The 23,911-nt window shown below is 69.7% G+C and carries 27 protein-coding genes; 16 read left to right on the top strand and 11 right to left on the bottom strand.

Going from position 1 to position 23,911, the window contains the following annotated elements; all coding sequences use genetic code 11:
* Window positions 1–25 precede the first annotated feature (25 nt).
* On the bottom strand, window positions 26–544 hold the full coding sequence (locus QM774_RS09990) for a phage holin family protein (protein ID WP_414975729.1): 519 nt from the start codon (window positions 542–544) through the stop codon (window positions 26–28).
* Between the two features lie 122 nt (window positions 545–666).
* The gene (acs, locus tag QM774_RS09985) at window positions 667–2,610 is read right to left on the bottom strand and encodes an acetate--CoA ligase (protein WP_414975728.1); all 1,944 of its coding nucleotides are present in this window, start codon (window positions 2,608–2,610) and stop codon (window positions 667–669) included.
* 214 nt (window positions 2,611–2,824) lie between these two features.
* Here acs and QM774_RS09980 point away from each other — a divergent pair, with 214 nt between their 5' ends.
* Window positions 2,825–3,580: an oxidoreductase gene (locus QM774_RS09980; protein ID WP_414975727.1), complete on the top strand. Its 756-nt coding sequence runs from the start codon at window positions 2,825–2,827 to the stop codon at window positions 3,578–3,580.
* 436 nt (window positions 3,581–4,016) lie between these two features.
* Here QM774_RS09980 and QM774_RS09975 read toward each other — a convergent pair whose 3' ends face one another.
* The 3 genes from QM774_RS09975 to QM774_RS09965 all read right to left on the bottom strand — a co-directional run bounded on the left by QM774_RS09975 (window position 4,017) and on the right by QM774_RS09965 (window position 5,810).
* Complete coding sequence (locus QM774_RS09975; protein WP_414975726.1) at window positions 4,017–4,838, bottom strand: HAD family hydrolase; 822 nt, start codon at window positions 4,836–4,838, stop codon at window positions 4,017–4,019.
* A 215-nt stretch (window positions 4,839–5,053) separates the two neighbouring features.
* Window positions 5,054–5,560, bottom strand: a complete 507-nt coding sequence (locus tag QM774_RS09970) for a hypothetical protein (RefSeq protein WP_414975725.1) — start codon at window positions 5,558–5,560, stop codon at window positions 5,054–5,056.
* Window positions 5,553–5,810 carry an FAD-dependent oxidoreductase gene (locus QM774_RS09965; protein ID WP_414975724.1) on the bottom strand — a complete coding sequence of 86 codons (258 nt, stop codon included), beginning with the start codon at window positions 5,808–5,810 and terminating at the stop codon, window positions 5,553–5,555. The genes QM774_RS09970 and QM774_RS09965 overlap by 8 nt, the downstream gene beginning before the upstream one ends.
* A gap of 67 nt (window positions 5,811–5,877) precedes the next feature.
* On the opposite strand from QM774_RS09965, the gene QM774_RS09960 reads away from it, so the two are divergent.
* The 11 genes from QM774_RS09960 (at window position 5,878) to QM774_RS09910 (ending at window position 12,275) form a co-directional block, all read left to right on the top strand.
* Window positions 5,878–6,453: a helix-turn-helix domain-containing protein gene (locus tag QM774_RS09960; RefSeq protein ID WP_414975723.1), complete on the top strand. Its 576-nt coding sequence runs from the start codon at window positions 5,878–5,880 to the stop codon at window positions 6,451–6,453.
* 271 nt (window positions 6,454–6,724) lie between these two features.
* Window positions 6,725–7,645 carry a septum site-determining protein Ssd gene (gene ssd / locus QM774_RS09955; RefSeq protein ID WP_414975722.1) on the top strand — a complete coding sequence of 307 codons (921 nt, stop codon included), beginning with the start codon at window positions 6,725–6,727 and terminating at the stop codon, window positions 7,643–7,645.
* Complete coding sequence (locus tag QM774_RS09950; protein ID WP_414975721.1) at window positions 7,642–8,766, top strand: TadA family conjugal transfer-associated ATPase; 1,125 nt, start codon at window positions 7,642–7,644, stop codon at window positions 8,764–8,766. The genes ssd and QM774_RS09950 overlap by 4 nt, the downstream gene beginning before the upstream one ends.
* Entirely contained in the window at window positions 8,763–9,575 is an 813-nt protein-coding gene (locus QM774_RS09945) for a type II secretion system F family protein (RefSeq protein ID WP_414975720.1), read from the top strand. The genes QM774_RS09950 and QM774_RS09945 overlap by 4 nt, the downstream gene beginning before the upstream one ends.
* Window positions 9,572–10,150, top strand: coding sequence for a type II secretion system F family protein (locus QM774_RS09940; protein WP_414975719.1), 579 nt, complete (start codon window positions 9,572–9,574; stop codon window positions 10,148–10,150). Before QM774_RS09945 ends, QM774_RS09940 begins: the two co-directional genes overlap by 4 nt.
* Window positions 10,151–10,179: 29 nt before the next feature.
* A complete protein-coding gene (locus QM774_RS09935; protein ID WP_414975718.1) occupies window positions 10,180–10,413 on the top strand; it encodes a hypothetical protein in 234 nt (77 codons plus the stop codon).
* Entirely contained in the window at window positions 10,403–10,717 is a 315-nt protein-coding gene (locus tag QM774_RS09930; RefSeq protein ID WP_414975717.1) for a type II toxin-antitoxin system PemK/MazF family toxin, read from the top strand. Before QM774_RS09935 ends, QM774_RS09930 begins: the two co-directional genes overlap by 11 nt.
* Before the next feature lie 50 nt (window positions 10,718–10,767).
* The gene (locus QM774_RS09925) at window positions 10,768–11,259 is read left to right on the top strand and encodes a hypothetical protein (RefSeq protein WP_414975716.1); all 492 of its coding nucleotides are present in this window, start codon (window positions 10,768–10,770) and stop codon (window positions 11,257–11,259) included.
* A 101-nt stretch (window positions 11,260–11,360) separates the two neighbouring features.
* Window positions 11,361–11,579 (top strand): DUF4244 domain-containing protein, encoded by a 219-nt coding sequence (locus QM774_RS09920; RefSeq protein WP_414975715.1) that lies wholly within the window; start codon window positions 11,361–11,363, stop codon window positions 11,577–11,579.
* A gap of 41 nt (window positions 11,580–11,620) precedes the next feature.
* Window positions 11,621–11,941 carry a TadE family type IV pilus minor pilin gene (locus QM774_RS09915; protein ID WP_414975714.1) on the top strand — a complete coding sequence of 107 codons (321 nt, stop codon included), beginning with the start codon at window positions 11,621–11,623 and terminating at the stop codon, window positions 11,939–11,941.
* Window positions 11,901–12,275 (top strand): Rv3654c family TadE-like protein, encoded by a 375-nt coding sequence (locus QM774_RS09910; RefSeq protein WP_414975713.1) that lies wholly within the window; start codon window positions 11,901–11,903, stop codon window positions 12,273–12,275. Before QM774_RS09915 ends, QM774_RS09910 begins: the two co-directional genes overlap by 41 nt.
* Window positions 12,276–12,353: 78 nt before the next feature.
* Here the strand turns inward: QM774_RS09910 and QM774_RS09905 are convergent, their stop codons facing one another.
* From QM774_RS09905 to QM774_RS09895, 3 genes are read right to left on the bottom strand one after another with little or no spacing between them, the layout of a single operon-like run.
* On the bottom strand, window positions 12,354–14,906 hold the full coding sequence (locus QM774_RS09905) for a tetratricopeptide repeat protein (RefSeq protein WP_414975712.1): 2,553 nt from the start codon (window positions 14,904–14,906) through the stop codon (window positions 12,354–12,356).
* A gap of 5 nt (window positions 14,907–14,911) precedes the next feature.
* The gene (locus QM774_RS09900) at window positions 14,912–15,892 is read right to left on the bottom strand and encodes a glutamate ABC transporter substrate-binding protein (protein ID WP_414975711.1); all 981 of its coding nucleotides are present in this window, start codon (window positions 15,890–15,892) and stop codon (window positions 14,912–14,914) included.
* Window positions 15,889–17,331, bottom strand: a complete 1,443-nt coding sequence (locus QM774_RS09895) for a hypothetical protein (RefSeq protein WP_414975710.1) — start codon at window positions 17,329–17,331, stop codon at window positions 15,889–15,891. The genes QM774_RS09900 and QM774_RS09895 overlap by 4 nt, the downstream gene beginning before the upstream one ends.
* A gap of 101 nt (window positions 17,332–17,432) precedes the next feature.
* On the opposite strand from QM774_RS09895, the gene QM774_RS09890 reads away from it, so the two are divergent.
* The gene (locus QM774_RS09890) at window positions 17,433–17,897 is read left to right on the top strand and encodes an NUDIX hydrolase (RefSeq protein WP_414975709.1); all 465 of its coding nucleotides are present in this window, start codon (window positions 17,433–17,435) and stop codon (window positions 17,895–17,897) included.
* Between the two features lie 191 nt (window positions 17,898–18,088).
* On the opposite strand, the gene QM774_RS09885 is transcribed toward QM774_RS09890, so the two are convergent.
* Both QM774_RS09885 and QM774_RS09880 read right to left on the bottom strand, forming a co-directional pair.
* Window positions 18,089–18,448, bottom strand: coding sequence for a hypothetical protein (locus tag QM774_RS09885; protein ID WP_414975708.1), 360 nt, complete (start codon window positions 18,446–18,448; stop codon window positions 18,089–18,091).
* Between the two features lie 198 nt (window positions 18,449–18,646).
* Entirely contained in the window at window positions 18,647–19,573 is a 927-nt protein-coding gene (locus QM774_RS09880; RefSeq protein ID WP_414976641.1) for an EamA/RhaT family transporter, read from the bottom strand.
* A 75-nt stretch (window positions 19,574–19,648) separates the two neighbouring features.
* Here QM774_RS09880 and QM774_RS09875 point away from each other — a divergent pair, with 75 nt between their 5' ends.
* Genes QM774_RS09875 through QM774_RS09865 form a run of 3 tightly spaced genes read left to right on the top strand, consistent with a single transcriptional unit; the run spans window position 19,649 to window position 22,534 of the window.
* Complete coding sequence (locus QM774_RS09875; protein WP_414975707.1) at window positions 19,649–20,815, top strand: ATP-grasp domain-containing protein; 1,167 nt, start codon at window positions 19,649–19,651, stop codon at window positions 20,813–20,815.
* A gap of 56 nt (window positions 20,816–20,871) precedes the next feature.
* On the top strand, window positions 20,872–21,756 hold the full coding sequence (locus tag QM774_RS09870) for an ABC transporter ATP-binding protein (protein ID WP_414976640.1): 885 nt from the start codon (window positions 20,872–20,874) through the stop codon (window positions 21,754–21,756).
* Between the two features lie 16 nt (window positions 21,757–21,772).
* Window positions 21,773–22,534, top strand: coding sequence for an ABC transporter permease (locus tag QM774_RS09865; protein ID WP_414975706.1), 762 nt, complete (start codon window positions 21,773–21,775; stop codon window positions 22,532–22,534).
* A gap of 6 nt (window positions 22,535–22,540) precedes the next feature.
* On the opposite strand, the gene QM774_RS09860 is transcribed toward QM774_RS09865, so the two are convergent.
* On the bottom strand, window positions 22,541–23,827 hold the full coding sequence (locus QM774_RS09860) for an acetyl-CoA C-acetyltransferase (RefSeq protein WP_414975705.1): 1,287 nt from the start codon (window positions 23,825–23,827) through the stop codon (window positions 22,541–22,543).
* Window positions 23,828–23,911 lie beyond the last annotated feature (84 nt).

Here is a 23,911-nt window from a genome sequence, read left to right as displayed (position 1 = left end):
AGCCAGCGGGCCGGGAAGGCCGGAGCTAGCTCTGCGGATCGCGTGCCGTCGGGATCTGCGGATGGGCGACACCGTGCGACTTGCCGCGACCCGGAATCACCGACGACAACTCGCCGACCGACTCGAGGGTCTTCTCCGGCTTGTGCAGCTTCCGGAACAGCTTGTAGCCGACGAAGGCGCCGATCAGCGCCACCACCAGCAGGATCAGGAAGACGATGCCGAACGCCGCCCACTCGGGCAGCCAGATGGCCAGCAGGAAGCCCAGGAACACGAAGAAGAACAGGCTTGCGTACAGCAGCAGCACGCCGGCCACCGCGATCAGGCCGGTGCCGGTACCCGCCTTCTTCGCCTCGCCGATCAGCTCGGTCTTGGCGAGCTGGATCTCCGAACGCACCAGCGTCGAGGCGCTGGCCGTCGCATCCTTGACCAGCGCGCCGAACGTCGGCTGCCCGTCCTTGCCCAGCCGCGCATCCGACATCGGGATCGCGGGGACGCGGGGGGCGTCGCTCGGCTCCTTGGGCCAGGTGTCCTGATCTCCGCTCACGGGTCTCCCTCTTCGCCTCGGCTACAGGCCTCTAATGGTGCCATGGTCCGGCCTCGCCCAGGAGCGGCGGGCGCGCATCGGCTGCAAATCCTGCTCGCCGGCACGAACCCGATTCGCGGGTCTCAGGCGCGTTTGGCGCGGATCTCCTCGAACACCGACGGATCGACCAGCGTCGACGTGTCGCCCAGTTCGCGACCCTCGGCGACGTCCTTCAACAGGCGGCGCATGATCTTGCCCGACCGCGTCTTCGGCAGCTCCGGCACCACATTGATCTCCCGGGGCTTCGCGATCGGCGAGATGTCGGAGGCCACCTGATCACGTAGTTCGCCGACCAGGGCATCCCCGGTGTTCTCGGCGCCCTCCAGCAGAATGACGAATGCGACGATGCCCTGGCCCGTCGTCTCGTCGGCGGCACCGATCACCGCGGCCTCGGCGACCGACGGGTGCGCGACCAGTGCGGACTCCACCTCGGCGGTCGAGATGCGGTGCCCGGACACGTTCATCACGTCATCGACACGGCCCAGTACCCAGAGTGCGTGATCGTCGTCGTAGCGGGCGCCGTCGCCGGCGAAATACCAGCCCTCCTCGGCGAACCGCGACCAGTAGGTGTCCTTGAACCGCTGGTCGTCGCCCCAGATGCCGCGCAGCATGCCCGGCCACGGACGGTCCAGCACCAGATAGCCCTGTTCGCCGGTGCTCACCGGCTTGCCGTGATCGTCGACGATGTTGGCGCTGATCCCCGGCAGCGGCTTCATGGCCGACCCCGGCTTGCAGGCGGTGACACCGGGCAGCGGACTGATCATGATGCCGCCGGTCTCCGTCTGCCACCAGGTGTCGACGATCGGGCAGCGGCCGCCGCCGATCACATCGTGGTACCAGCGCCACGCCTCAGGATTGATCGGCTCGCCGACACTGCCGAGCAGACGCAAGGACGTGAGGTCGTGAGCGTCCGGAATCTCGCGGCCCCACTTCATGAACGTGCGGATCAGTGTGGGCGCCGTGTAGTAGATCGTCACGCCGTGCTTCTCGATGATGTCGAAGTGACGGTGCTCGTCCGGCGAGTTCGGGGTGCCCTCGTAGATCACCTCGGTGGCGCCGTTGGAGAGCGGCCCGTAGACGATGTAGGAGTGGCCGGTCACCCAGCCGATGTCGGCGGTGCACCAGAAGACGTCACGACCCTCCTTGTGGTCGAAGACGTTGTGGAACGTGTACGACGCGTGGGTCAGATAGCCGCCCGACGTGTGCACGATGCCCTTCGGCTTCCCGGTGGTGCCCGAGGTGTACAGCAGGAAGAGAGGGTGCTCGGCATCGAAGGCCTGCGGCTCGTGGTGCGGCGACGCCTCACCGACCGTGTCCTCCCACCAGACGTCGCGACCGTCCACCCACGGCAGATTCGGGTCGTGATTGGTGCGACGCACCACGATCACCTTCTCCACCGACTTCGCGGCGTCGTCGCCGGAGCCGAGCGCCTCGTCCACCTGGGTCTTGAGGTCGGCCGGCAGACCGCGCCGGAACTGGCCGTCGGTGGTGATGACGGCTTTGGCCTCGGCATCGTCGACGCGGCTGCGGAGCGCGGCCGCCGAGAAGCCTGCGAAGACCACCGAATGGGTCAGGCCCAGTCGAGCGCACGCGAGCATCGCGATGATCGCCTCGGGAACCATCGGCATGTAGATGGCGACGCGATCACCGGCCTGCAGACCGATCGAGTCGAAATAGTTGGCCGCCTTGGACACCTCGTCCTTGAGCTGGCTGTAGGTCAGGTCGCGGGAGTCGCCCGGCTCGCCGACCCAATGGATAGCGACCCGGTCGCCTTTGCCGGCATCGACGTGCCGGTCCACGCAGTTGACGGCCACGTTCAGTCTGCCGCCGACGAACCACTTGGCGAACGGCGCCTCCGACCAGTCCAGGACCTGGTCGAACGGGGTCTCCCAGTCGAGCCGCCGGCCCTGCTGCGCCCAGAACTCGTCCGGGTCCGCCTCGGCGCGGTCGTATATGTCGGCCGTCGCGTTGGCCTGGGCGGCGAACTCGGGCGAAGGGGGATAGACCTGATGTGCGGTCGAAGTCATGACGAAGACCTTCCGGTGGTGCGGACAGTGGCGGCGTCGCGTCGTGCGCGACTCATGACTGTGAGCGTAGTCACGTTCGCGGCGCAGCGTGAGGGGAGATGGGCCTGCCTGCGCGAACCGTGCGACGAGCGGTCGGTCGAACGCGATCGGTGGCACCGGCGACCGGCGTCGCAGCGCCGGAAGGAGGGTTCTCGCTGTGCCCTAGGCTGGAACGGTGAGTCGCGATCCCCTCGAACCCCTGGTCGATCTGCCGGGTGTGCGCGACGCCGCCGAATCGGCGCGCGACGCCCTCGGCGCCGTCCACCGCCATCCGGTGAACCTGCGGGGATGGGACAAGACCTCACGGGAGTCGTCGTGGCGGGGCGGCCGCAGTTCGGCGGCCATGGAAGGCGCCACCACGGAGCTGAACCGCGAACACGACTTCGACGACCCGGTGATGGCCGGTGCGATCCGGGTCGCCCAGGCGCTCGACCCGGATTCGCTCGACAAAGAGGTCGCCGTCTTCCGCCGCGCTCCCGCACAGTCGCTGGCTCACCTGCACACCCTGGCCGCCGCCGACCTCGTCGACGATCCGGAGCGGTTGGGCCGACCGGGCTCCGATCCGCACATCGGGCCGCGACTGGATCTGCTGGTGCAGCTCATCACCACCGAACACCCGAACGTTCCCGCGCCGGTCGTCGCGGCCGTCGTCCACGGCGAACTGCTCGCCCTCCGGCCCTTCGATCAGGGCAACGGGGTGGTGGCGCGCGCCGTCTCGCGTCTCGTCTGCGCGTCGTCGGGCCTGGATCCGCACCTGCTCGGCGTCCCCGAGGTCACCTGGTTGCGTCACCTGGCCGACTACCAGGAGAAGTCGCTGAACTTCGCGACGGGCGACCCCGAAGCGCTCGGCGACTGGATCGTGTTCTGCTGCCGGGCACTCGAAGCCGGTGCGACCGAGGCGGCATCCATCGCCGACGCGGCACGCGCCTGATCGGCGCTACGCGCACCCTGATTCCGGCGGCGCGGCCTCGGGTTGAGGCCGCGTGCCCCGAGTCGGGGTGCGTCGCGTCGAGGGCCGACGTGGCCCGGACAGTATTGCGGGCGACCTCTCGGCCGATCCTCCCGGATCAGCGGAGCTGTCGCCCGCGAGCACGAACGCCGGTTACCAGGCGTGCAAGGTGGGTTGTGGTCTCGCCTCGGCGATTGACCTCGACCCCCGGTCTCCCGGACGGTCGTGATGTCGCAGGCGCACAACACTTCTGCCAATGCGGCGCGCACCGCGTGGGTGCCTGCCGTTCGTGCTGGGCCTCCCGTCCGGGGGTCCGATCCTTCTCTTCCGGGTCGGACTTTGCCTTTCGGGATTCCGTGACTCCGTTTCTACCAGTGACCCACATCACATTCAAGGGTCCCGGCGAGACTGGACCGGATCAAGCTGCGGCGAGGTGCCGGGTGTGCCGGCGGTGGGAGATTCCGAGTGCCACGGCGGTGGCTGCGAGGGCCCCGACGGTGGCGGCTGCGGCCGCGGTCCAGCCGCGGGTGGCCGGGCTCGACCAGTCGACGTAGGGCGCCGGATTGGGGAAGTCCAGGATCTCCCACCCGGCCTGTTCGGCGTGCGCCCGCAGCGTCTTGTCCGGGTTCACCACGGCCGGGTGTCCGGCTGCTTCGAGCATCGGCAGGTCGGTGGCCGAGTCGGAGTAGGCGTAGCACTGCGCGAGGTCGTAGCCGTGCTCGGCGGCCAGCTCGCGCATGGCGTTGGCCTTCTCCTCGCCGTAGCAGTAGAACTCGATCTCGCCGGAGTACTTGCCGTCCACCACCTGCATGACGCTGGCGCGTACGAGGTCCGCGCCGAGCAGCTCGCCGATCGGCTCGACCATGTCGATGCCGGACGCGGAGACCAGCACCACGTCGTGCCCGGCGGCCTTGTGCCGGGCGATGAGCTCGGCGGCCTCGGTGAAGATGACCGGCCGCACCACGGTGTCCAGGGTTTCGGTGACGATGCTGTGCACGGTGGCGGCGTCCCAACCGGTGCACATGTCGGTGACGTGCTTGCGGAGCTTCTCCACCTGGTCGGCGTGCGCGGAGGTGAGCAGGAACTGGAGCTGGGCGATCGCCGAGCGCAGGACGGCGCGTTTGGTGAGCAGTCCGCCGTCGTAGAAATGCCTGGTGAACGCCAAGGTGCTCGACCTCGCGATGACGGTCTTGTCGAGGTCGAAGAAGGCGGCCACTCGGGGGGACGGTGTGGGTGCCACGAGTCGCAGATTACGACTCGCCGGGACGCGCCACGCCGGGAATCGAAAGACTGACACACCATCGTTTTAGTTGGGGTTGCAAGGAACTCGATCGGGGCGTAACTTCGGACACAACCGGCGTAAGCCGGTGCGATTCAGCCCAACCCCCCGGGGCTGAAAAGCCGATGACCCCGGCCTCCTCCCCCCTGGCCGGGGTCATCTCGCATCTGCGGCCCCTATCGGCCGGCGGCGTCGAAGTCCCAGCCGACCAGTGCCGCGTTCACCGCCCCGCCGGTCATCGCCCCGGCGCCGATCGACATCGGCACGTTCGCCGGCGGCAGCACGACGTTGCCGACCGCCCAGATCCGCTCGTGCGAGGTGCGCCCGTCCGGACCGACCGTCAGCACACTGCCGAACGGCGTGTCCGAGCGATCCAGTCCGAGGGAGGCCACCGGGCCGTCGTGCGGAACGGCATCCGGTCCGGTGAAGACGGCGTCGATCGCGTGCTCGGCGCCGTCGGCCGTCCGGACCGCGGTGATCGCGGGCGCGTCGCCGAGGACCGCGGTCACCGGCTCGTCGACGAGCACGACGCCCCGGGACTCGAGTCGCCGCCGCGCCGCCTCCTCCATCGGGCCCAGGCCCGCGGTGAAGACGGTGACCCGATCGCTCCACTGCCGGAGCAGTTCGGCCTGATGCATCGACATCGGCGAGGTGGTGAGCACGCCGATGCGCTGATCACGCACCGCCCATCCGTGGCAGTAGGGGCAGGCGGCGATCGTCGCGGCCCCGGCGCAGGAGCTCGCCCGGCGGGGTGCCCTCGTTGCCGAGGACGCCGTGCATGTGATCGGCGAAGCGGTTGCGCGGGCTGCCGGCATCGAGCACGAGGACCGAGCGGCGTGACCGCCCCAGCATGAGGGCGGCACTCAGGCCGGCGGCGCCGCCGCCGATGATGATCGTGTCCCAGACGGTGTCGGTGATGTCGTTGTCGTTCATGGGTTCCAGTGGACCGGCACAGCGCGGTAGTGGCAACATGATTTGCTGAAACAGCAAGGAGTCGAGGATGGTTCACGAAGACCTCACGCGCGTCGGAGCCCGCCTGCGCGACCTGCGCCGGCAGCGCGGCTGGACCCTCGACGAACTCTCCGGCCGGGCCGGGATGTCCGCCAGCACCCTGTCCCGGCTGGAATCGGGCAAGCGGCACGCCACCCTCGAACTCCTGCTGCCGTTGAGTCGGCAGCTGGGTGTCGGCCTCGACGACCTGGTCCGGCCCGCACCCACCGATCCGCGCGTCCGCCGGCCCCCGGTCCGGCGCGGCGGCCTGCTGATGACGCCGCTGACGCTCGAGGACGCGCCGGTCGCGACCTACCGGATCACGTATCCGCCGGCCGCCGAGCCGCCCGAGCCGCGCACACACGCCGGCTACGAGTGGCTGTACGTCCTCTCCGGGCGCCTCCGGCTGCTGCTCGACGACCAGGATCTGGTGCTCGAACCCGGGGAGGCCGCCGAGTTCGACACCCGTCTCCCGCACGCCATGTGCGCCGCCGGGCCGGGCGAGGCCGCGGTGCTGAGCACCTTCGACCGGGAGGGCATGCGGATCCATACCCGCGAACGGGCTGCGGGTCGTCAACACCGCTGACCGGAGAACTGTTGGCTTTGTGTTCGTAGCGAGCACGCAACCAACAGTCCTGTCCGTCGTCCGGCATCGCTGACCGTCCACAGGTGCGGGCCCGGTTCGGCGCGCTCCTGTGGACGGGTGGTGGCGCGCTACGTCGCCGGCGCCGACGCTGCCTGCATGTCCGATGCTCTTCTCGTCCTGACCGATCCCGTGCTGTACGACGACGTCGCGCGGTGCGGGGCGGCCGCCGGCTACACGATCGTGCGCGGCGACCCCGACCACTGCCGGCGCCGTGGTGGTCGACGGCCCGGCACTCGACCGTCTCGCGCGACGCGGGCCGCCGAACCGTCCCGGGGTGATCATCGTGTCCGGGCGCGACGGCGACCCCGACGTGTGGCGTGCCGGTCTGGTCGTCGGCGCGCAGGGCGGCTATGTGGTGCCCGACGACGAGGACGCGTTCGTCGCCGCCCTGTCGGCGCTGCGCCGTCCGCGACGCAACGCCGCCGGTGTGCTGGCCGTGGTCGGCGGGCACGGCGGCGCGGGTGTCAGCACCCTCGCCGCCTCGCTCGCACTGGCAGGCTCCCGACGTGGTTCCCCGGTGCTGCTGCTGGACGTCGAACCGGCGGGCGCCGGCCTCGATCTGCTGCTCGGCGCCGAGGATGCACCCGGACTGCGGTGGGCCGACATCACCGGACAGACCGGCAGTCTGTCGGGTCCGGCGCTCTCGGCGGCGCTGCCGACGGCCGGTGATCGGCTGCGGGTGCTGACCCGCGCCCGCGACGACGGCGCGCCGCTGGCCCCGGAGACCGTGCTCGCGGTCCTGGACGCGGCCCGGCTCAACGGCGACACCGTGGTCGCCGACGTCGGCCGCGCCGGGGACCCCGCCGCCGGTGGCGTGCTCGACTCGGCGGATCTGATCGCGGTCGTGACCACGGCGACCGTGCCGGGTGTCGCCGCCACCCGCAAGCTCGTCGCGCGTCTCGGACGGCGAGAGGAGGCCGGGATCGTCGTACGCGGCCCGGCGCCCGGCGGTCTGCGGGCGGCCCAGATCGCCACGGCGGTGGGGCTGCCGCTGCTCGCCACCCTGCGCCACGCGCCGGGCCTGCCCGGACAGTGTGAAGACGGCGGACTCCGTGCCCGGCCGCGGTCACCCCAGGCGTCGGCGGCGGGCGTCCTGCTCGACGCTCTCACCGCGCGCGGTGGCCGGCGATGACGTCGTTCGACGACCGGGCCGCCCTGCTGGATCGTGTTCGTGACCGCCTCGCCGCACGGTCGGCCGACCCGGACGCGGAGACCATCGCCGACGCCGTGCGCAGCGAATCCGGGGGCCTGCTCTCGGACACCGACCTCCTCGGGGCCCTCCGGTATCTGCAGACCGAACTGGTCGGCGCAGGACTCCTCGAAGGACTGCTCGCCGAGCCCGGGGTCACCGACATCCTGGTCACCGGCCCCGACCGTGTGTGGGTGGAGCGGGGCGCCGGCCTGGAGCCGGCCGGGATCGCCTTCGAGGACGAGGCCGCCGTCCGCCGGCTGGCCGTCCGGCTCGCGCTCGGTGCCGGCCGCCGGCTCGACGACGCGCAGCCCTGGGTGGACGGCCGTCTCTCGGGGGTGGGTCGCCACGGTTACGCGGTGCGGCTGCACGCGATGATTCCGCCGCTGGCCGCGGACGGCACCTGCATCTCGCTCCGGGTGCTGCGCAGCGCCGACCAGGACTTCGCCGCCCTGATCGGATGCGGCGCCATACCCGCGGACGTCGCCGATTCGGTGGCCCGCGTCGTCGCCGACCGGCAGGCGTTCCTGGTGGTGGGCGGTACCGGAGCCGGCAAGACCACTCTGCTCAACGCGCTCCTCGGCCAGGCCGACCCGGCCGAGCGGATCCTGTGCGTCGAGGACGCGCCCGAACTCGACCCGACCCATCCGCACGTCGTCCGACTGGTGGCACGGGCACCGAACGTCGAGGGGATCGGCGAGGTGTCGGTGCGTTCCCTGGTGCGTCAGGCCCTCCGTATGCGGCCGGACCGAATCGTGATCGGCGAGGTCCGCGGACCCGAGGTGATCGATCTGCTGACCGCATTGAACACCGGGCATGCCGGATGTGCGGGAACCTTGCACGCCAACGCCGTCACCGAGGTGCCCGCGCGGATGGAGGCCCTCGCCGCACTCGGTGGCATGGGGCGAGAGGCCCTGCACAGCCAGTTGGCTGCGGCGCTGCAGACGGTACTGGGCGTCGGCCGTCGCCCCGACGGGAGTCGTGGTCTCGACGAGATCGGGGCGGTCGAGCGCACCGATCGGGGCGAGGTGGTCGTCCGGACCGTCTGGAGCCGGAACCGATGACCGCCGTCGTGCTTCTGCTGGCTGCGCTGGCGGTCGTGGTCTGGCCGACGGACACCGCCGGTGCACGGCTCGACCGGATCACCGGCGCCGTGCGGACGCCCCGGCATGCGCCGGGACTCCTGCTCGCTGTCGCGGCCGTACCGGTGGTCGGGATCCTGGCGGGGAGCGGGGCGATGATCGCCGCGGTCATCGCCGGCGGAGTGATCGGACTGCGTCGTCGTCGACGCTCCGCGGCGACCGCACGCCGACGGCACGACGAGGCGCTGCGGCGGGCGCTGACGGTGATGGCGGCCGAACTCTCCGTCGGGGCACCGATGGTCGGCGCCTGCCGGTCGGCGGCCGCGGAGACGTCGCCGAGTGATCCGGTGGATCGGCGCCTGGCCGCCGAACTCGACCGGATCGCGGCGCGCGTCGAACTCGGCGGCGTCCCGGACGCCGACAGCGACCCACCGGAGGTGGAGCCGCCGAGTGGTGACGCAGGAGTGCGGCGTGTGGCCGAGTCGTGGGCGGTCTCCGCGCGGCACGGCCTGCCGCTCGCCGCGCTGCTCGAGGCGGTGGCTCGCGACCTCTCGCAGCGCCGCGACTTCACCGATCGCACCGAAGCGGGCCTCGCCGGTCCGCGTGCCACAGCCGCGGTCCTCGCCGGACTGCCGTTGATCGCGATCGGCCTCGGCGAGCTGATGGGTGCTCACCCGCTGCGGGTCCTGCTGGGCGGTTCCCTCGGATCGATTCTGCTCGTCGTCGGGGTGGGGCTGGCCGGTGCCGGGGTGCTGTGGGCCGATGCGATCACCGCCCGGGTGCTGCGATGACCGCGGCACTGGTGCTGCTCGCCGCCGCTCTCGTCGTCTGGCCTGCCCCGCACCGGAATCTGTACCGCGTGATCGGCGTGCCGGCCCCGGATCGGTCGCCGCGATGGCTGGGCCGAGCGAAACCGTCCGACGATCCGTTCGCGATCGCCGCCGGCTACGACCTGTTCTCGGTGTGTCTGCGGGCGGGACAGCCGGTGTCGGATGCGGCGGCGGTGACTGCGGCGCACTGCCCGCCGATCCTGGCCGGCCCTCTCGGCCGGGCCGCCGAACTCCTGGCCCTCGGCGCCGACCCGGTCACCGCCTGGACGGTCGACGAGGCCGCCGGCGACTGCTTCGCCGAACTGGCGTCGCTGGCGCGCCGGGCCTCGCGATCGGGATCGTCGTTGGCCGACGGGGTGACGGCTCTCGCCGACACCACGCGCGAGCACGCCCAGGCCGAAGCGCTCGCCCGCGCCGAACGCGCGGGCGTCACCATCAGCGGACCGCTCGGGCTCTGCTTCCTCCCCGCGTTCGTGTGTCTCGGTATCGCGCCGGTCGTCGTCGGACTGGCGTCCGGGATGCTCGGTGGAATCTGATGTCTTACACATTGTGTGACAATGGATTCATGGCTGCGACCATCACCTTCCGTCCCGACGACGACGCGCGCCGTGCGCTCGAGGAACTCACCGCCGACGGCACCCCCGTCTCGGCCGCCGTGCGAAGCGCCCTGATCGAGGCCGCGGCCCGGCATCAGAAGGCCCGGCTGCGCGCCGAAGCGGGGACGCTGGCGGCCGATCCGGATGATCGCGCCGAAGCGGCTCAGGTGCTGCGCGACATGGAGTCGTTGCGTGCGTGGTGACGTCTACCGACTGCGGGCGCCGCGCGGAGTGACCGGTCACGAGCAGCAGGGCAGGCGCTACGCCGTCGTCGTGCAGTCCGACGACTTCGACGCGCTGTCGACCTGGATGGTCGCGCCTACGTCGACGTCCGCGCGGGCGGCGACGTTCCGCCCGGCCGTCGACGTGGCGGGATCCTCGACGCGGGTCCTGGTCGAGCAGACGGCGGCGGTCGACCCGCGGCGGCTCGGCGAGCGGGTCGGGCGTCTGGGCTTCGATGAACTCCGGGCGGTCGACGCCGCTCTGCGGCTCGTACTCGCACTGTGAGTCCATACGGCCTCTTGACCGCTCGGCCGGCGGCGAGCAGGGTGAACCCCATGCGCCGACTCATCGCGTCCGCTCTACTCGTTCCGGTCGCCGTCCTGATCGCCGGATGCGGCAGTGAGCCGAAGCAGGCGCCTGCCACCGTCACCGAATGGGTCACGCCCGGTCAGGCCGCTCCGACCACCACCGTCACCACGGTCACCCAGACTCAGCAGGCGGACTCGTTGCCGTCCGCCTATGTCGGCCAGTGGGTCGGCCACACCCGCAGCATCGACTTGAACGCCGACGGCAGCGGCGAACTGAGTCTGTTCAGCGGGGCGATGAACGGCACCGTCTGGGCGGTCACGTGGACCGGATCCGGGTCGGGGATCGCGGTGACGCTGCAGTCGAAGACCACAGTGTCCGGCGACGGCGCCCCGATGTATTCGGCCGGCCAGACCCTGCCGGGGAGCCTCAGTGCTCAGGGCGGCGGCCAAGTGCTGACCATCGGCACCGTCACCTACTGCGATTCGGCCTCATCGCGAAGCGGGATCTGCGGCGCCTGAATCGTTCCCGCGCGTGTCGCGGGAACCGCACCGTCCCCGGGTGCGTCTAAGGGTCGAAGCGAGTTCGTCGACCGGACGGGCTCACGACTCAGGGGGACATCATGGGGGACACACGTCTGGGGCGCGGCCTCGCCCGGATCAATGCGGAGATCGGGCGGCTGGCCGTCGACGACTCCGGAATGAGTACCGCGGAGTATGCGATCGGCACCATTGCCGCAGCCGCTTTCGGTGCGTTGCTCTACACGGTGGTCACCGGTGACAACGTGCTGAGCGCGCTCACCGGGATCATCTCCAAAGCGCTCGACACCTCTGTGGGCTGAGGGTGTCGTGGTGGCGACGGCTTGCGGCGGACGAGACCGGGATGGTCACGGTCGAAGCCGCGTATGCGCTGGCGGGGATCGCCGCGTTCCTGGTCCTCGGACTCGGCGCGGTCGGCGGGGTCGCGGCACACCTGGGCTGCACCGATGCGGCCCGTGAGACCGCGCGCCTGGCCGCGCTCGGTGATCGGGACGCGATCGCAGCCGGCACCCGGACCGCGCCGTCCGGCGCACACATCTCGGTGCGCACCACCGGCAAGAGAGTGGTCGTGGAGGTCAGTGCGCGGGTTCCGTTGCTGCCGATCGTCACGGTGTCGGCACGAAGTGTGGCCGCCGTCGAACCGTCGACAGCTGACGAAGGATGACGACGGATTCGCGACACTCGCCGCAGCCGGCGTCATCGCGGCGCTGACCGCACTGCTGGTCGGCATGCTCTACCTGGGCGGCGCCGTCCTGGCCCGCCACCGGGCGCAGAGCGCCGCGGATCTCAGCGCTCTCGCCGCTGCCGCGGTCCACGTCCGCGGCGACGCGGAGCCGTGCGCCGCAGCGCGCGACCTGGCCGCCGAGCAGGGGACCTCGGCAGAGGTGACGTCCTGCCGCACCGACGGCCAGGACGTGCTCGTCGAGGTGACCGTGCCCGTCCTGCTCGGTCGTTGGGGACCGGGCCGCGCGATCGGCCGAGCCCGGGCAGGTCCCTGACCGGGCCCCGGTTCGCGGCGGTGTGCCGTGAGTTGAGGTCGAATAGTGACCACAGCCAGCGGCGTATGAGAGATGTGGCTAGAACAAGGTGGCCGGGCGGACCAGATTCGCCAGGTCGATCAACAGGAAGCGGTGAGCGCGGTTGTCGCGGGTGCGGCGAGCCAGCTCACGAAGGGACTGTTCGGTGCCGGCACGCAGGCCCTGCTCGGTGAACGGATAGCCCATGAACGTCTCGGGGGCACTGTCCGGATCGTGCTCCAGCTCCTCCGGATGCGCCTCGATCCAGCCGAGCGTGGTGCCCAGCACGATCAACTTCAACCGGCCCGTGCGCCAGTCGTCATCGGGCAGCTGACCGAGCCGCTCGGCCGCCTCGAACAACTCGTCCCGCGTGATGTCGGTGACCGGGCGGCCCTGCACCAGACACAGGATCGCGCTGGCCTGCGCGGCACCGTAGTGACGGCTGGTGGTCGGCACCTCGTCCAGCGGCTCGATCGCCTCCAGATGCCGGTCGTCGGCGATCAGCATCCGGGCCAGGCCGAACGCCGCCGTCACGATCGCATGATCGGTCAGCCACAGATCGTGATAGTGCTGGCGCGCGATGTCGTACCACTGCTCCACCTCCGCGAACCGCTCGTTCGCGTCGGTGCCGTCGCCCGGGTCGTCGTCCTGCAGCGACAGCCAGTAACCCAGCAGTTCGGCGGTACCGGCGACCGCCAACTTCGGTGCCACCTCGCCGGGCATCGCCTCGAGTACCGAATGGAAGCGCTCATAGGCGTCCTGCGCCTGATGGTCCATCAGCAGCGCCAACCCCTGATACCACTGCACCCGCCACGAATCGCCGTGATGCTCGGTCGCCTCGTCCAGTAGTCGCGACGCCGTCGCCAGATTCCCCAACTCCAGATGTGCGCGGGCCTCCGCCAGATCGATCTCGATCGACGGATGCAGAGGATCGGCGCCCACCGCATCGTCCGGCTCGTCGAGCACACCCGGATAGCCCTCGGTGCGGGCCGCCTTGATGCTGTCGAGCACCTGCCTCGGCGACGACAACGCCGCCGACGACAACAGGCCCGCCGCCGGATCGTCCGGATCGACCAGCGGCACCGGCAAGGCCCGCGCGATCTGCGCCGGATCGGGCTGCGCGGCATCGGCGGCATCGAAGAAGCCGTCCACCGGCGCCAGGATCAGATCCGTTCCGAACGTCGACCGCTGCGGAGTGAACACCTTCGACATCGCCGGCCGCGGCACACCGGTGTGCAGGGCGACCGCCTCACGCAGCACCGCCAGCACCTGCGTGGTCATCTCCTCGGTGGAGACGAACCGCTCATCCGGATCGGCGGCCGTCGCCCGATGCAGCAGGTAGTAGTACGACGGATTCTCGATGAAGACGTCGTTGGTGTCCGGATTCGGCAACCCGTCCAGGTACACGCCCGAACGCATCGGCATGTCCAGCGTCAGTACGGCCAGCGTCCGGCCGATGCTGTAGATGTCGGTCGCCACCTGCGGACCGGTCTCCACGATCTCCGGCGCCTGGAACCCCGGCGTCCCGTACAACTGCCCGGACGCGCCGAACGCCGACACCGCACCCAGATCGATCAGCTTCACCTCATCCGAAGTGATCATGATGTTGTCGGGCTTCACATCGTTGTAGGCCAGCCCGAGCGAATGCAGATGCTCGACGGCCGACAAGACCTCCAGGATGTAGGCCATCGCCTGCTCGATCGGCAGATTGATCTTCTGCCCGGACGCGCCCGTCGTCAGCTGCTTGAGCGTGTGACCGCCGACGTACTCCATCACGATGTAGCCGAGCTGGCGGTCCAGCGCGTCGGTGTACTCGACGAAGTTGTAGATCTTGACGATGCCCGGATCGTTCACCGACGCCAGGAACTGGCGCTCGGCGATCGCCACCGCCCGCGCCTTCGAATCCGATGAATTCAGCAGGCCCTTCAACACCACCGGACGGTCCGACACGTTGTGGTCGACGGCCAGATAGATCCACCCCATGCCGCCGTGCGCGATCGCGCCCGCGATCTCGTACTGGTCGGCGACGATGGTGCCGCGCTTGAGACCCGGAACGAACGAATACCGGGCACCGCACTCCGGGCAGGTGCCCGTCAACGGCCCCTTCCCCGGATTCTTGCTGCGGCCGACCGGCACACCGCAGTTCCAGCAGTTGCGTTTGGCCTCCGGAATCACCGGCTTGTGCAGGATCGCGTCTTCCGGATCGATGTCGTGCACCCGCGGCAGGGTCACCAGCTCGGCGCCCAGCCGGCGGTCGTGGATCACCGACTGCGGGCGTTTCGGCCGGCGCCGCGTGATCTGGTCGTCGAACAGGTCGCGCAGCACCGTGGCCTCGGTACCGGCCTCGGCCACGTCATCGGTGAACAGGTCCCCGGCCGGCGTCGCCTGCGTGCCGGCCTCGTCGTCGAACAGCTCGCCGACCACCACCGCCTGCGTTCCCGGGTCGTCGTCGAACAGCTCGCCCACGACCACCGCCTGCGTGCCCGCTTCCACCTCGCCGTCGGCGGGGGAGTCGGTGGGCGGCGTCGCGTCCACCGCCGTCGCCGGCTTCTTCTTGGGCCGCTTCTTCGCGACCGGTGCGTCGCCGGCGGGTTTCGGGGTCTTCTTCGTCATGCGCGTCAGTCCCGGTAGCTCGTCGGGGGAGGGGAACCGGCCAGATCGGGAAGCCAATGCTGTTGTGACTGCTGCCAGCTGCCGTCGCCGCGCCGCTGCTCGAGCACCGCGTTCACGAACCGCACCATGTCGTCCTGCTGCAACGGGATGCCGACGCCGTAGTACTCGGTTCCGATCGAATCACCGACCATCTGTACCCACGGATCCTGCTCGGCCAGACCGACCAGGATCGGCTCGTCACCGACGATCGCATCCACCTGACCCTGCTGCATCATCACCTGGCAGTCCGCCCAACTGCTGGCGCTCACCGGCCGGGCCGCCGGCACCTCCGTCTGAATGCGGGCCAGCGCCGTCGACCGCTGCGTGGCGCACACGTTCTTGCCCTTCAAATCCGCGACGTCGTTGATCCCCGAGTTGCGGTAGGCGAGGATCCGCTGTCCGGCCGTCAGATACGGCTCGGAGAATTCGACGGCCTTGCGCCGGTCACACGTGATGCTCATCGACTTCACCACGACGTCCACTTCGCCGTTCTGCAACGCCGACAGACGTTCGTCGGTGGTCAGGATCCGGTACTCGATCTTGGGTTCACCGAAGATGGCGTCGGCCAGCCAGGTGGCGATGTCGAGGTCGAAGCCCTCGATGTCGCCGGAGATCGGATCGCGGAAACTGAGCGGATTGCTGCCGATGTCGGTGCCCACCACCAGGCGACCGCGCTGGAAGATCCGTTCCATCGTCGACCCGCTCGGCATCTGCCCGGGCGCAAAGGTGCTCGACGGCCGCAGGCTGGACGTCGCATCGCACGACGACGCCTCCACGCCCTCCGGCGGCTGCGCCCCGAACGACGCACCCGGCGGAGTCGGCAGCACGGCGGTGGTGGTCGGCGGATCGGTCTGGCCGAGAGTGTCGGCGGCGCAGCCGGCCAGCACCGTCCCGGCGGTCACGACCGTCACGAGGACGCCGGCGGCCCGGCGCAGCGGCCGCCTCATCGGTACTCCCTGAGCCGCGGGATCATGCCCGCCAGCACCGCGATCGCGGCCACGAAGCACAACGTGCCGATTCCGGTACCGGTGTAGCCGAGCAGCTGCTGGGCGGTGTTGATGTTCTCCCGGAAGGTGTCGCGGGTGTCGTTGATGGCCCGCAGCAGCGCATCGTTCACCTGCTGGTAGCCGGTGGCGGTGCTGTCACCGCCGCTACCGATCGTCAGATCGCGGGCGCCCTCGAAATCGCCGGACGCCAGCTTGGTGGTGACCGCCTGATGGGCGCGCTCCCAGCCGTCGAGGGAACGGCTCACGTCGTCGAGTGGGTCGCGGATTCCGGGATCGTGCGGATGCTCGTCCAAGAGGGTGCCGGTCATCGAACGGATCTGGTCGACCGACTGCCCGAAGGTGCGGTCGCGCTGGCCGGGATCGCCGCGCCGGATCAGGGTCAGTGTCTCCACCGAACGGGCCTGCTGGGTGAGGATCCGCATGGTCGTCAGCTCGTGCAGGGGTTCGGCGCCGTTGTTCTTCGCCGTGTTGGCGGCGGCCACCGAGGTCAGTCCGGTCACCAGCAGCCACAACATGCCGATGACGAGCGCCGCCGCTGCGGCCACGTAGCCGGAGTTGAAGTGCCGCCGCGTGCGCCGGGCCAGATAGCGGCTGCACAGCAACAGCATCAGGATCGTCATGAACAAGGCCACGTACACACCCCACGGCGGCACTGTGAGCGTGCGCTGCGGTTCGGAGATGGCGGCCGATCGCTGGTCGTACAGGCGCTGAGCCGCCGGCAGCATCGTGTCCTGCATCAGGGACGACGCCTGCACCAGATACGCCGACCCGACCGGATAGCCGAGCCGATTGTTGGTGCGCGCCGTCTCGATGACCCCGGTGTAGGTGGGGATCCGGGTGGACAGGGTCTCCAGGTCGTCGTGCACCGACGGCTGGTCGTCGTGCCGGGCGGTGTCGCGTCCGGCGCCGTCGGCCGAAGCGACCAGTGCGGTACCGGCGCTCGCGATGGCGTCGGCGTAGCGGTCCCGCAACCCGGTCGACTCGCGGCCGCCGGAGATGAACGCCGAGTTCGCGGCCGCATCGGCCACCGACAGGGAACTGTAGAGAACCTCCGCCGACTCGGCCTGTGGCTCGGTGCGGTCGATCAGGCTCTCCAGCGTGGCGCTGCGCGTGTTGAGGGCCGACGCCGAATAGAAGCCGGTCAGCAGGCACGCCAACATCAGCCCGAGCAGGATGACCAGGAGCTTTCCCGGCGAGGTGAGCAGATAGAACCGCATCGTGCTGATCGGTGAACTGACCCGTTCCCGGGTCATCGCGGCGATCTCGCGGCGGTCGGCGATCACCTGCCGCAGACGCGGATTGGACTGGGTGGATTCGGGGAGAACGCTGCGACCGGCATGCGTCAGCGCGGTACGTACCGTCGACGACTGCGGGCTCACGGATCGGCCTCCCTCTCCGCCTTCCAACCCTAGTCGGCAGAACCCGGGATGCGTGTGCACCACCCGGTAGGCTGGGTACGACGATTCGCTGGGAGGTCACGGTGCACGGAGACGGCGACGGCTGGGTCTTCGACCCCGACGGCGCCCGGTACTGGGGACTGCACGGTGCGGCCGGCCTCCTGCTGAGCACCCGTCTCGCCGACGGCGCACACGCCGTCCTCCTTCAGCATCGGGCCGTCTGGTCCCATCAGGGCGGCACCTGGGGCCTGCCCGGCGGCGCCCGCGACTCACACGAGTCGGCGATCGACGCCGCCGTCCGTGAAGCCCACGAGGAGACCGGCATCGAGGCCGACGCGATCTCCGTCGTCGACACCGAAGTGACCCATCAGGCGGTCAGCGGCTGGACCTATACGACGGTCATCGCCCGCGCCGACGGCGAGCTCACGACCACCGCCAACGGCGAGTCCACCGAACTGCGCTGGGTGCGCGAAGACGATGTGGACGGTCTGCCGCTGCATCCCGGGTTCGGCCGGTCGTGGCCGGAACTCCGCAAACGGCTGCGCTGACGCCGGCATACGCTCCTTGAGCTTCCGTACGCTCCTTGCGCTTCGCCGTACGCTCCTTGAGCTTGTCGAAAGGAGGCTCGCTTCGACAGGTGGTTCCTGAGCTCGTGGCGGAGCTTGCGACGACACGAAGTCGAAGGGCTCAACGAGCGTGAGTGACTCAGGGCTCAACGTGCGTGGGGAGCCCGGGGGAGTCAGGCGGCGAGGCGGCCGGTGAGTTCGTTGGCGCCGGCGATCAGGGCCCGGACGGTGGCCTCGGCCCCGGTGCGGGCACGGCCGTACGACCAGCAGCGCCGGCCGTTCCGCTCGCACTGCACGTAGGCGGCGACGTCGGCGCCGTCCGGCTGGTGGTACAGCGAGACGATTTCGACGCCGGCACCCAGGCCGTACAGCATTTCGCTCATCGCGCCGATCGGTCCGGGCGCAGTGGCCTCCAGGTCCAGGGCGCGGCGGTCGACGAGCAGCCGGGCGCGACACAACACGGTGTCGGCGGTGTCGGGTTCCACGTTCAGCCCCTCGAGGGCGATCGCGGTCGACGAACAGGGGGACTTCATGGGCTGGTCCTCACGAATCGAGTGTGAGGAACGGGGGATAACGGTGGGCATCTCGTGGCTTCATTCCGGTCGAAGATCTGGTGACCGACGTGAAGTCGTGAAGAAGGAAGGTACGACGAACCCGCAGCGGGGGGTCGGTCGTGATCAGACCCCGCTGCGGCGGGTTACGAGAAGCTTCCACGTCATGATGGTCAGACTCTACTCTTCGACGCGGCCGCGGCGCCAGCCCCCGAGTTCCGCGGGTGCCTCACCGAAGTGGTCGGGGTCGCCGCTGCCGTACCAGGCGACCAGCACCGCGCCGATCACCGCGCCGACGAAGCCACTGATGGCCAGCCAGCCCAGTCCGGGGTGCGCGTGGTCGCCGAGGAACAGGACACCGATCAGGCTGGGGGCCGCGGTCTCGCCGACCACCAGCACGGCGGTCACCCCGTTGACCGCACCCACCTGCAGGGCGACCGTCTGGATGTAGAAGCCGCTGGCGCCGGCCACCGCGATGGCCCAGGCGGCCGGATCGGTGAGCAGCTTCGCGAGATCGAACGGGTCGACCCCGTCGAGGATGCGGACGGCGATCGCAATGACACCGAACTGCAGTCCGCCGGCGAAGCCGCCGACGATGGGTGCCCAGGTGCCGAACCGGTAGACGCCGACCAAGCCGACCGCGCCGATGATGCCGGCGGCGACCAGCAGTCCCCAGTGGATGGTCGCCGACGCTTCGTCGTCGGCGTGCGGCGCCGACGAGATGCCGAGCATGCACAGCGACAGCACGACCAGCCAGATGGCGACCCAGTCGCGGGTGTGCAGGTTGATGTTGAGGATCAGGGTGCCGACCAGTGCGGTGACCACCAGATTGGCCGACACGATCGACTGCGCCAGGAACAACGGCAGGAAGCGGGCGGCGATCGCGCCGCCGGCGAAGCCGATCAGCACCATCACGGTGCCGAGGATGAAGGCGGGATCGGTGAGGGTGGCGACGGTCGACTGCACCGACGGTGCGCCCGATTCGTCGGACGGCGGCGTCTGGATTCCGGTGTCGCCGTCGGCCTCGACGCGTTCGGCGACCGCGACACGACGCGCTCCGAGTGCGCGCAACACGGTGGACATGCCGTACGCGACGGCAGCCATCATCGCGGCGACGATCCCGAAAGCGAACACGTCAGAACGCTATCAGGGGGCCGGACAGCTCCCCGCTAGCCTGGTCATGTGGTGAACGTCGAACGCAAGCGCATCCTGGTGACCTTCGGCCGGTCGTTCCTGACGCTGAATCTCGCGCGTCTGATGGCCGCGGCCGGGCACACCGTGCAGGTGTGCGACAGCGTGCCGATCGCGATCAGCCGCTATTCGATCGCCGTCTCCGGTTTCCACCGGGTGGCGCCGCCGAAGTATCAGCCGCAGGACTACTGCCGGGATGTGGCCGCCATCGTCGAATCCGAGGCGATCGACATGGTGATCCCGATTCACGAAGAGACCGACATCCTGTCGATGATGGCGGGACTGTTCCCGCCGACGTGCGACCTGTTCCTCTCGCCGTTCGAGCTCGAGGATTCGCTGCACAACAAGCTGAAGTACTCGGACCTGCTGACCAGCCTGGGGGTGCCCACCCTCAAGTACGCGTCGATCAGCTGCCCGGAGGACATCGCGAAGCTTGACTTCGACGGTCCGTTCGCGGTCAAGCAGTCGTATTCGCGCGGGTCCCAGAAGGTGTACAAGGCCTACCCGGGCGACCATCTCAACCAGTTGACCTTCGATCCCAGCAATCCGTGGATCGCACAGGAGTGGCTGGACGGCGACCGGTACTGCACCTATTCGGTGTGCCGGGACGGCGAAGTCTACGCGCACGCCACCTATCCGGTGCAGTACGCGATCGGCGGCTCGTCGTGCCTCACCTTCGAGCAGGTGGAACATCCGGGGATCATCGAGTGGGTCCGGAACGTGATCGGCAAGACCGGATTCACCGGGCACGTCGGCTTCGACTTCATCGAGAACGCCGACCGCGGCCTGTTCACCATCGAATGCAATCCGCGCGCGACCAGCGGAATCATGATGTTCGAACCGTCCGACGGTGTGGCTCGCGCATTTCTGGGCACGAACACCGAACTGATCGAACCGCCGGCCGGGCGCACCCGGATGATCGGTGTCGGGATGGCGCTGTACGGGTGGAAGAAGGATGCGTTGCCCGGTAACACGTTCCGCGGTTTCCTCCGGGAGATGCGGGCTGCCGACGACGTCATCTACGAACGCGACGATCCGAAGCCGGCGCTCATGCTGCCGGCGGCGTACGCGAACATCCTCGCCAACTGCCGCAGGTACCACGTCGGTCTGGCCGAGGGCTTCATGCACGATCATGAATGGGACGGCCATCAGATCTGAGGTCTGACAGAATCGCGAGGGTGATGACCGGACCCGCTCCCTCGCTGCCGGCGCCGATGATCGTCGTCGACCATCTGACCAAGACCTACGGCGGCTTCACGGCGGTCAACGACGTGTCGTTCACGTGCGCGCCGGGACGTGTGGTCGGTTTTCTCGGCCCTAACGGCGCCGGCAAGTCCACCACGCTGCGGGTCCTGACCGGACTGACCCCGGCCACCTCGGGTTCGGCGACGATCGGCGGTCACCTGTACCGCGACATCCCGAACCCCGCGTCGCAGGTGGGTTCGCTGCTGGACGCCTCGGCGTTCCACGACGGCCGCACCGCCCGCGAAACCCTCCGGCTCAGCGCCACCACGATGGGGCTGCCGGCGGCGCGCGTCGACCAGGTGCTGTCCATGGTCGGCCTGACACCTGATGAGGCCAGACGCCGGATCGGCAACTATTCGCTCGGCATGCGGCAGCGCCTGGGCATCGCCAACGCGTTGCTGGGGGATCCGCGCGTACTGATCCTGGACGAGCCGGTCAACGGTCTCGACCCGGCCGGCATCCACTGGATGCGCCAGCTGCTGCGCGGATTCGCGGACGGCGGCGGCACGGTCCTGCTGTCCTCACATCTGCTTCACGAGATCGAGCTGATCGCCGACGACATCGTCGTGATCGGCAACGGCGCGGTGGTGGCGCAGGGGCCCAAGGATTCGCTGATCGGTGAGCCGGGCACGCAGGTGCGCTCGTCCGACGACGCCGCGTTGGCGCAGGCGCTGACCGCGGCCGGTGTCGGCGTGCGGGCGTCGACGGAAGGCGGCCTCTACGTGCAGGCGCCGGCCGACGTGGTGGGGCGGGTGGCACTCGACGCCCGTGTCGCACTGAGTGAACTGCGCACGGCGGGCAGCGGCCGTCTGGAACAGATGTACCTCCAACTCACGGCAGGAGCGCAGCGATGATCGGTGGAGCGCAGCGATGAGTGCGCCGGGAATCGGCCGGGTCGGGATCGATCCGACGCGGGCCGGGGTGTCGTTCGGCCGAACCCTGGCCGTCGAGATCCGCAAACTGTTCGACACCCGGGCCCCGTTGTGGCTGCTCGGTGTGATGCTGCTCGGCTGGGCGGCGGTCTCGTTGGTGATGGTCGCCGGGTCGGCGACGCCGGCGTTCGAGACGCTCGTCGACGTCCTCGCCACCATCTCCCGCGCGTTCGTCGGAATCCTGGCGATCCTGCTGGTGACCGGGGAGTGGGGGCAGCGTGCGGTCGTCACGACGTTCACGCTGGAACCTCGCCGGGAGCGGGTGGTGGCCGCGAAGCTGGTGGCCGTGGTCGCGTTCGCGATGGCCGTGACCGTGGTCGTCGTGGTGCTGGCGGCGCTGCTGACCGCGGTCCGCGGCGGCGACTTCGGCGATACCGGCCGGATCGTGGGGGCGGTGTTCGTCGCCGACGCCTTCGACGTCCTGATGGCCGTCGGTTTCGGTCTGCTGTTCCTCAACACGGCCGGCGCGATCGCCGCCTATTTCGTGCTGCCCGAAACGGTGGTGCCGCTGCTGCTGCTCGCCGGGCAGGGTCATCTCGACGGTCTCGGCGACTGGCTGTATCCGCGGACGGTGCTGTCGCGGCTGGCCGATGTCGGCGGTGCCGGGTCGTGGGCCAAGCTGTTGGTGTGCGCGGTCGTCTGGATCGGTATCCCGATGCTGATCGGGATCTATCGGGTGATGACCCGCGAGGTGAAATAGCTCGGGTCAGGCGGCTTCCAGGATCATCGTGACCGACATGCCGCTGCCGGCGCAGATGGAGATCAGCCCGCGCCCGGAGCCCTTCGCCTGCAGCAGCTTCGCCAGCGTCGCGGTGATGCGGCCGCCGGTGGCGCCGAACGGGTGACCGGTCGCCAGGGAGCCGCCGGTGACGTTGAGCCGGCTGCGGTCGATCTCGCCCATCGGTTCGTCGCGCCCGAGCCGGGTACGGCAGAAGTCGGGGTCGTTCCAGGCGGCGAACGTGGAGAGCACCTGGGAGGCGAACGCCTCGTGGATCTCGTAGAAGTCGAAGTCCTGCAGCGTCAGATCGTTGCGCCGCAGCAGCTCACTGACCGCGTAGACGGGCGCCATCAGCACACCCTGGGTCTTCGGGTCGCCGTCCACGTAGTCGACGGCCCAGCTCTGGGCGTCGACGATCCGGGCGAGCGGTGTCAGGCCGTGATCGGCGGCCCAGTCCGCGGTGCCGAGCAGTACCGAGGACGCTCCGTCGGTGAGGGTGGTCGAATTGGCGGCGGTCATGGTGCCGTCCGGTCCGCCGAAGCAGGGGCGCAGCGTCGACAGCTTCTCCATGGTGAGGCCGCGTCGCAGATTGTCGTCTTCGGTGAGACCGGCGAACGGTGTCACCAGATCGACGAGGAAGCCGTCGTCGTAGGCCTTGGCGAGGTTGGTGTGCGAGGCGAGCGCGATCTCGTCCTGATCGGCCCGGGTGACGCCCCAGGCCTGGCCGGTGACGGCCTGTGCGGCGCCGGGCACCAGATCGGTGCGGCGCTCGGACGGGCTGGGGATGTCGAGATCGAGGGAGAGCGGCAGGCGCGCGGCCTCTTTGAGACGGTCGGCGGTCGATCTCGCCGCGTTGATGCGCACCAGTTGTCCGCGCAGGCGCGGCCCGAAACCGATGGGAGGGTCGGAGGTGGTGTCGGCGCCGCACGCGACCCCGGATTCGATCTGGCCGCAGCTGATCTTGTTGGCGATGTGCACCACCGTCTGGCCGCCGGTGGCGCACTGCTGTTGCAGGTCGACGGTCGGGGTGGTGCGGGCGATGGTGGTGTCGAGCAGGGTTTCGCGCGTCAGGCTGTGGTCGCGGGCCAGTTTCACCACCGCACCTCCGGCCACTTCGCCGAGGTGTTCGCCGGACAGGCCGTAGCGGGCGACGAGGCCGTTCAGGGCGGCGGTGAGCATGCTCTGGTTGGTCTCGTCGAGGTATTTGCCGTTCGAGCGGGCGAACGGGATGCGGTTGCCGCCCAGCACGTAGGCGGGCGTCAGCTGTGCAGACATGCGGAGAAACCTACCATCGGCTGATGGCATGGTCGGGGCCGCTTGTGTACGCGGGTGTCGCTTGTGAGAGGTGCGGGCGAATTC

The organism is Gordonia sp. (in: high G+C Gram-positive bacteria) (assembly GCF_047600565.1).
Taxonomy (GTDB): Bacteria; Actinomycetota; Actinomycetes; order Mycobacteriales; family Mycobacteriaceae; genus Gordonia.
Note: the sequence above shows the minus strand (reverse complement) of the source record. Positions and strands in the feature narration are given on the sequence as shown.

Coding starts and splice junctions, on each gene's coding strand:
- acs (WP_414975728.1), bottom strand. CDS start 2,610: ATGACTTCGACCGCACATCAGGTCTATCCCCCTTCGCCCGAGTTCGCC.
- QM774_RS09965 (WP_414975724.1), bottom strand. CDS start 5,810: ATGAACGACAACGACATCACCGACACCGTCTGGGACACGATCATCATC.
- QM774_RS09960 (WP_414975723.1), top strand. CDS start 5,878: ATGGTTCACGAAGACCTCACGCGCGTCGGAGCCCGCCTGCGCGACCTG.
- QM774_RS09950 (WP_414975721.1), top strand. CDS start 7,642: ATGACGTCGTTCGACGACCGGGCCGCCCTGCTGGATCGTGTTCGTGAC.
- QM774_RS09945 (WP_414975720.1), top strand. CDS start 8,763: ATGACCGCCGTCGTGCTTCTGCTGGCTGCGCTGGCGGTCGTGGTCTGG.
- QM774_RS09940 (WP_414975719.1), top strand. CDS start 9,572: ATGACCGCGGCACTGGTGCTGCTCGCCGCCGCTCTCGTCGTCTGGCCT.
- QM774_RS09935 (WP_414975718.1), top strand. CDS start 10,180: ATGGCTGCGACCATCACCTTCCGTCCCGACGACGACGCGCGCCGTGCG.
- QM774_RS09925 (WP_414975716.1), top strand. CDS start 10,768: ATGCGCCGACTCATCGCGTCCGCTCTACTCGTTCCGGTCGCCGTCCTG.
- QM774_RS09920 (WP_414975715.1), top strand. CDS start 11,361: ATGGGGGACACACGTCTGGGGCGCGGCCTCGCCCGGATCAATGCGGAG.
- QM774_RS09915 (WP_414975714.1), top strand. CDS start 11,621: ATGGTCACGGTCGAAGCCGCGTATGCGCTGGCGGGGATCGCCGCGTTC.
- QM774_RS09905 (WP_414975712.1), bottom strand. CDS start 14,906: ATGACGAAGAAGACCCCGAAACCCGCCGGCGACGCACCGGTCGCGAAG.
- QM774_RS09900 (WP_414975711.1), bottom strand. CDS start 15,892: ATGAGGCGGCCGCTGCGCCGGGCCGCCGGCGTCCTCGTGACGGTCGTG.
- QM774_RS09885 (WP_414975708.1), bottom strand. CDS start 18,448: ATGAAGTCCCCCTGTTCGTCGACCGCGATCGCCCTCGAGGGGCTGAAC.
- QM774_RS09880 (WP_414976641.1), bottom strand. CDS start 19,573: ATGATGGCTGCCGTCGCGTACGGCATGTCCACCGTGTTGCGCGCACTC.
- QM774_RS09870 (WP_414976640.1), top strand. CDS start 20,872: ATGATCGTCGTCGACCATCTGACCAAGACCTACGGCGGCTTCACGGCG.
- QM774_RS09865 (WP_414975706.1), top strand. CDS start 21,773: ATGAGTGCGCCGGGAATCGGCCGGGTCGGGATCGATCCGACGCGGGCC.
- QM774_RS09860 (WP_414975705.1), bottom strand. CDS start 23,827: ATGTCTGCACAGCTGACGCCCGCCTACGTGCTGGGCGGCAACCGCATC.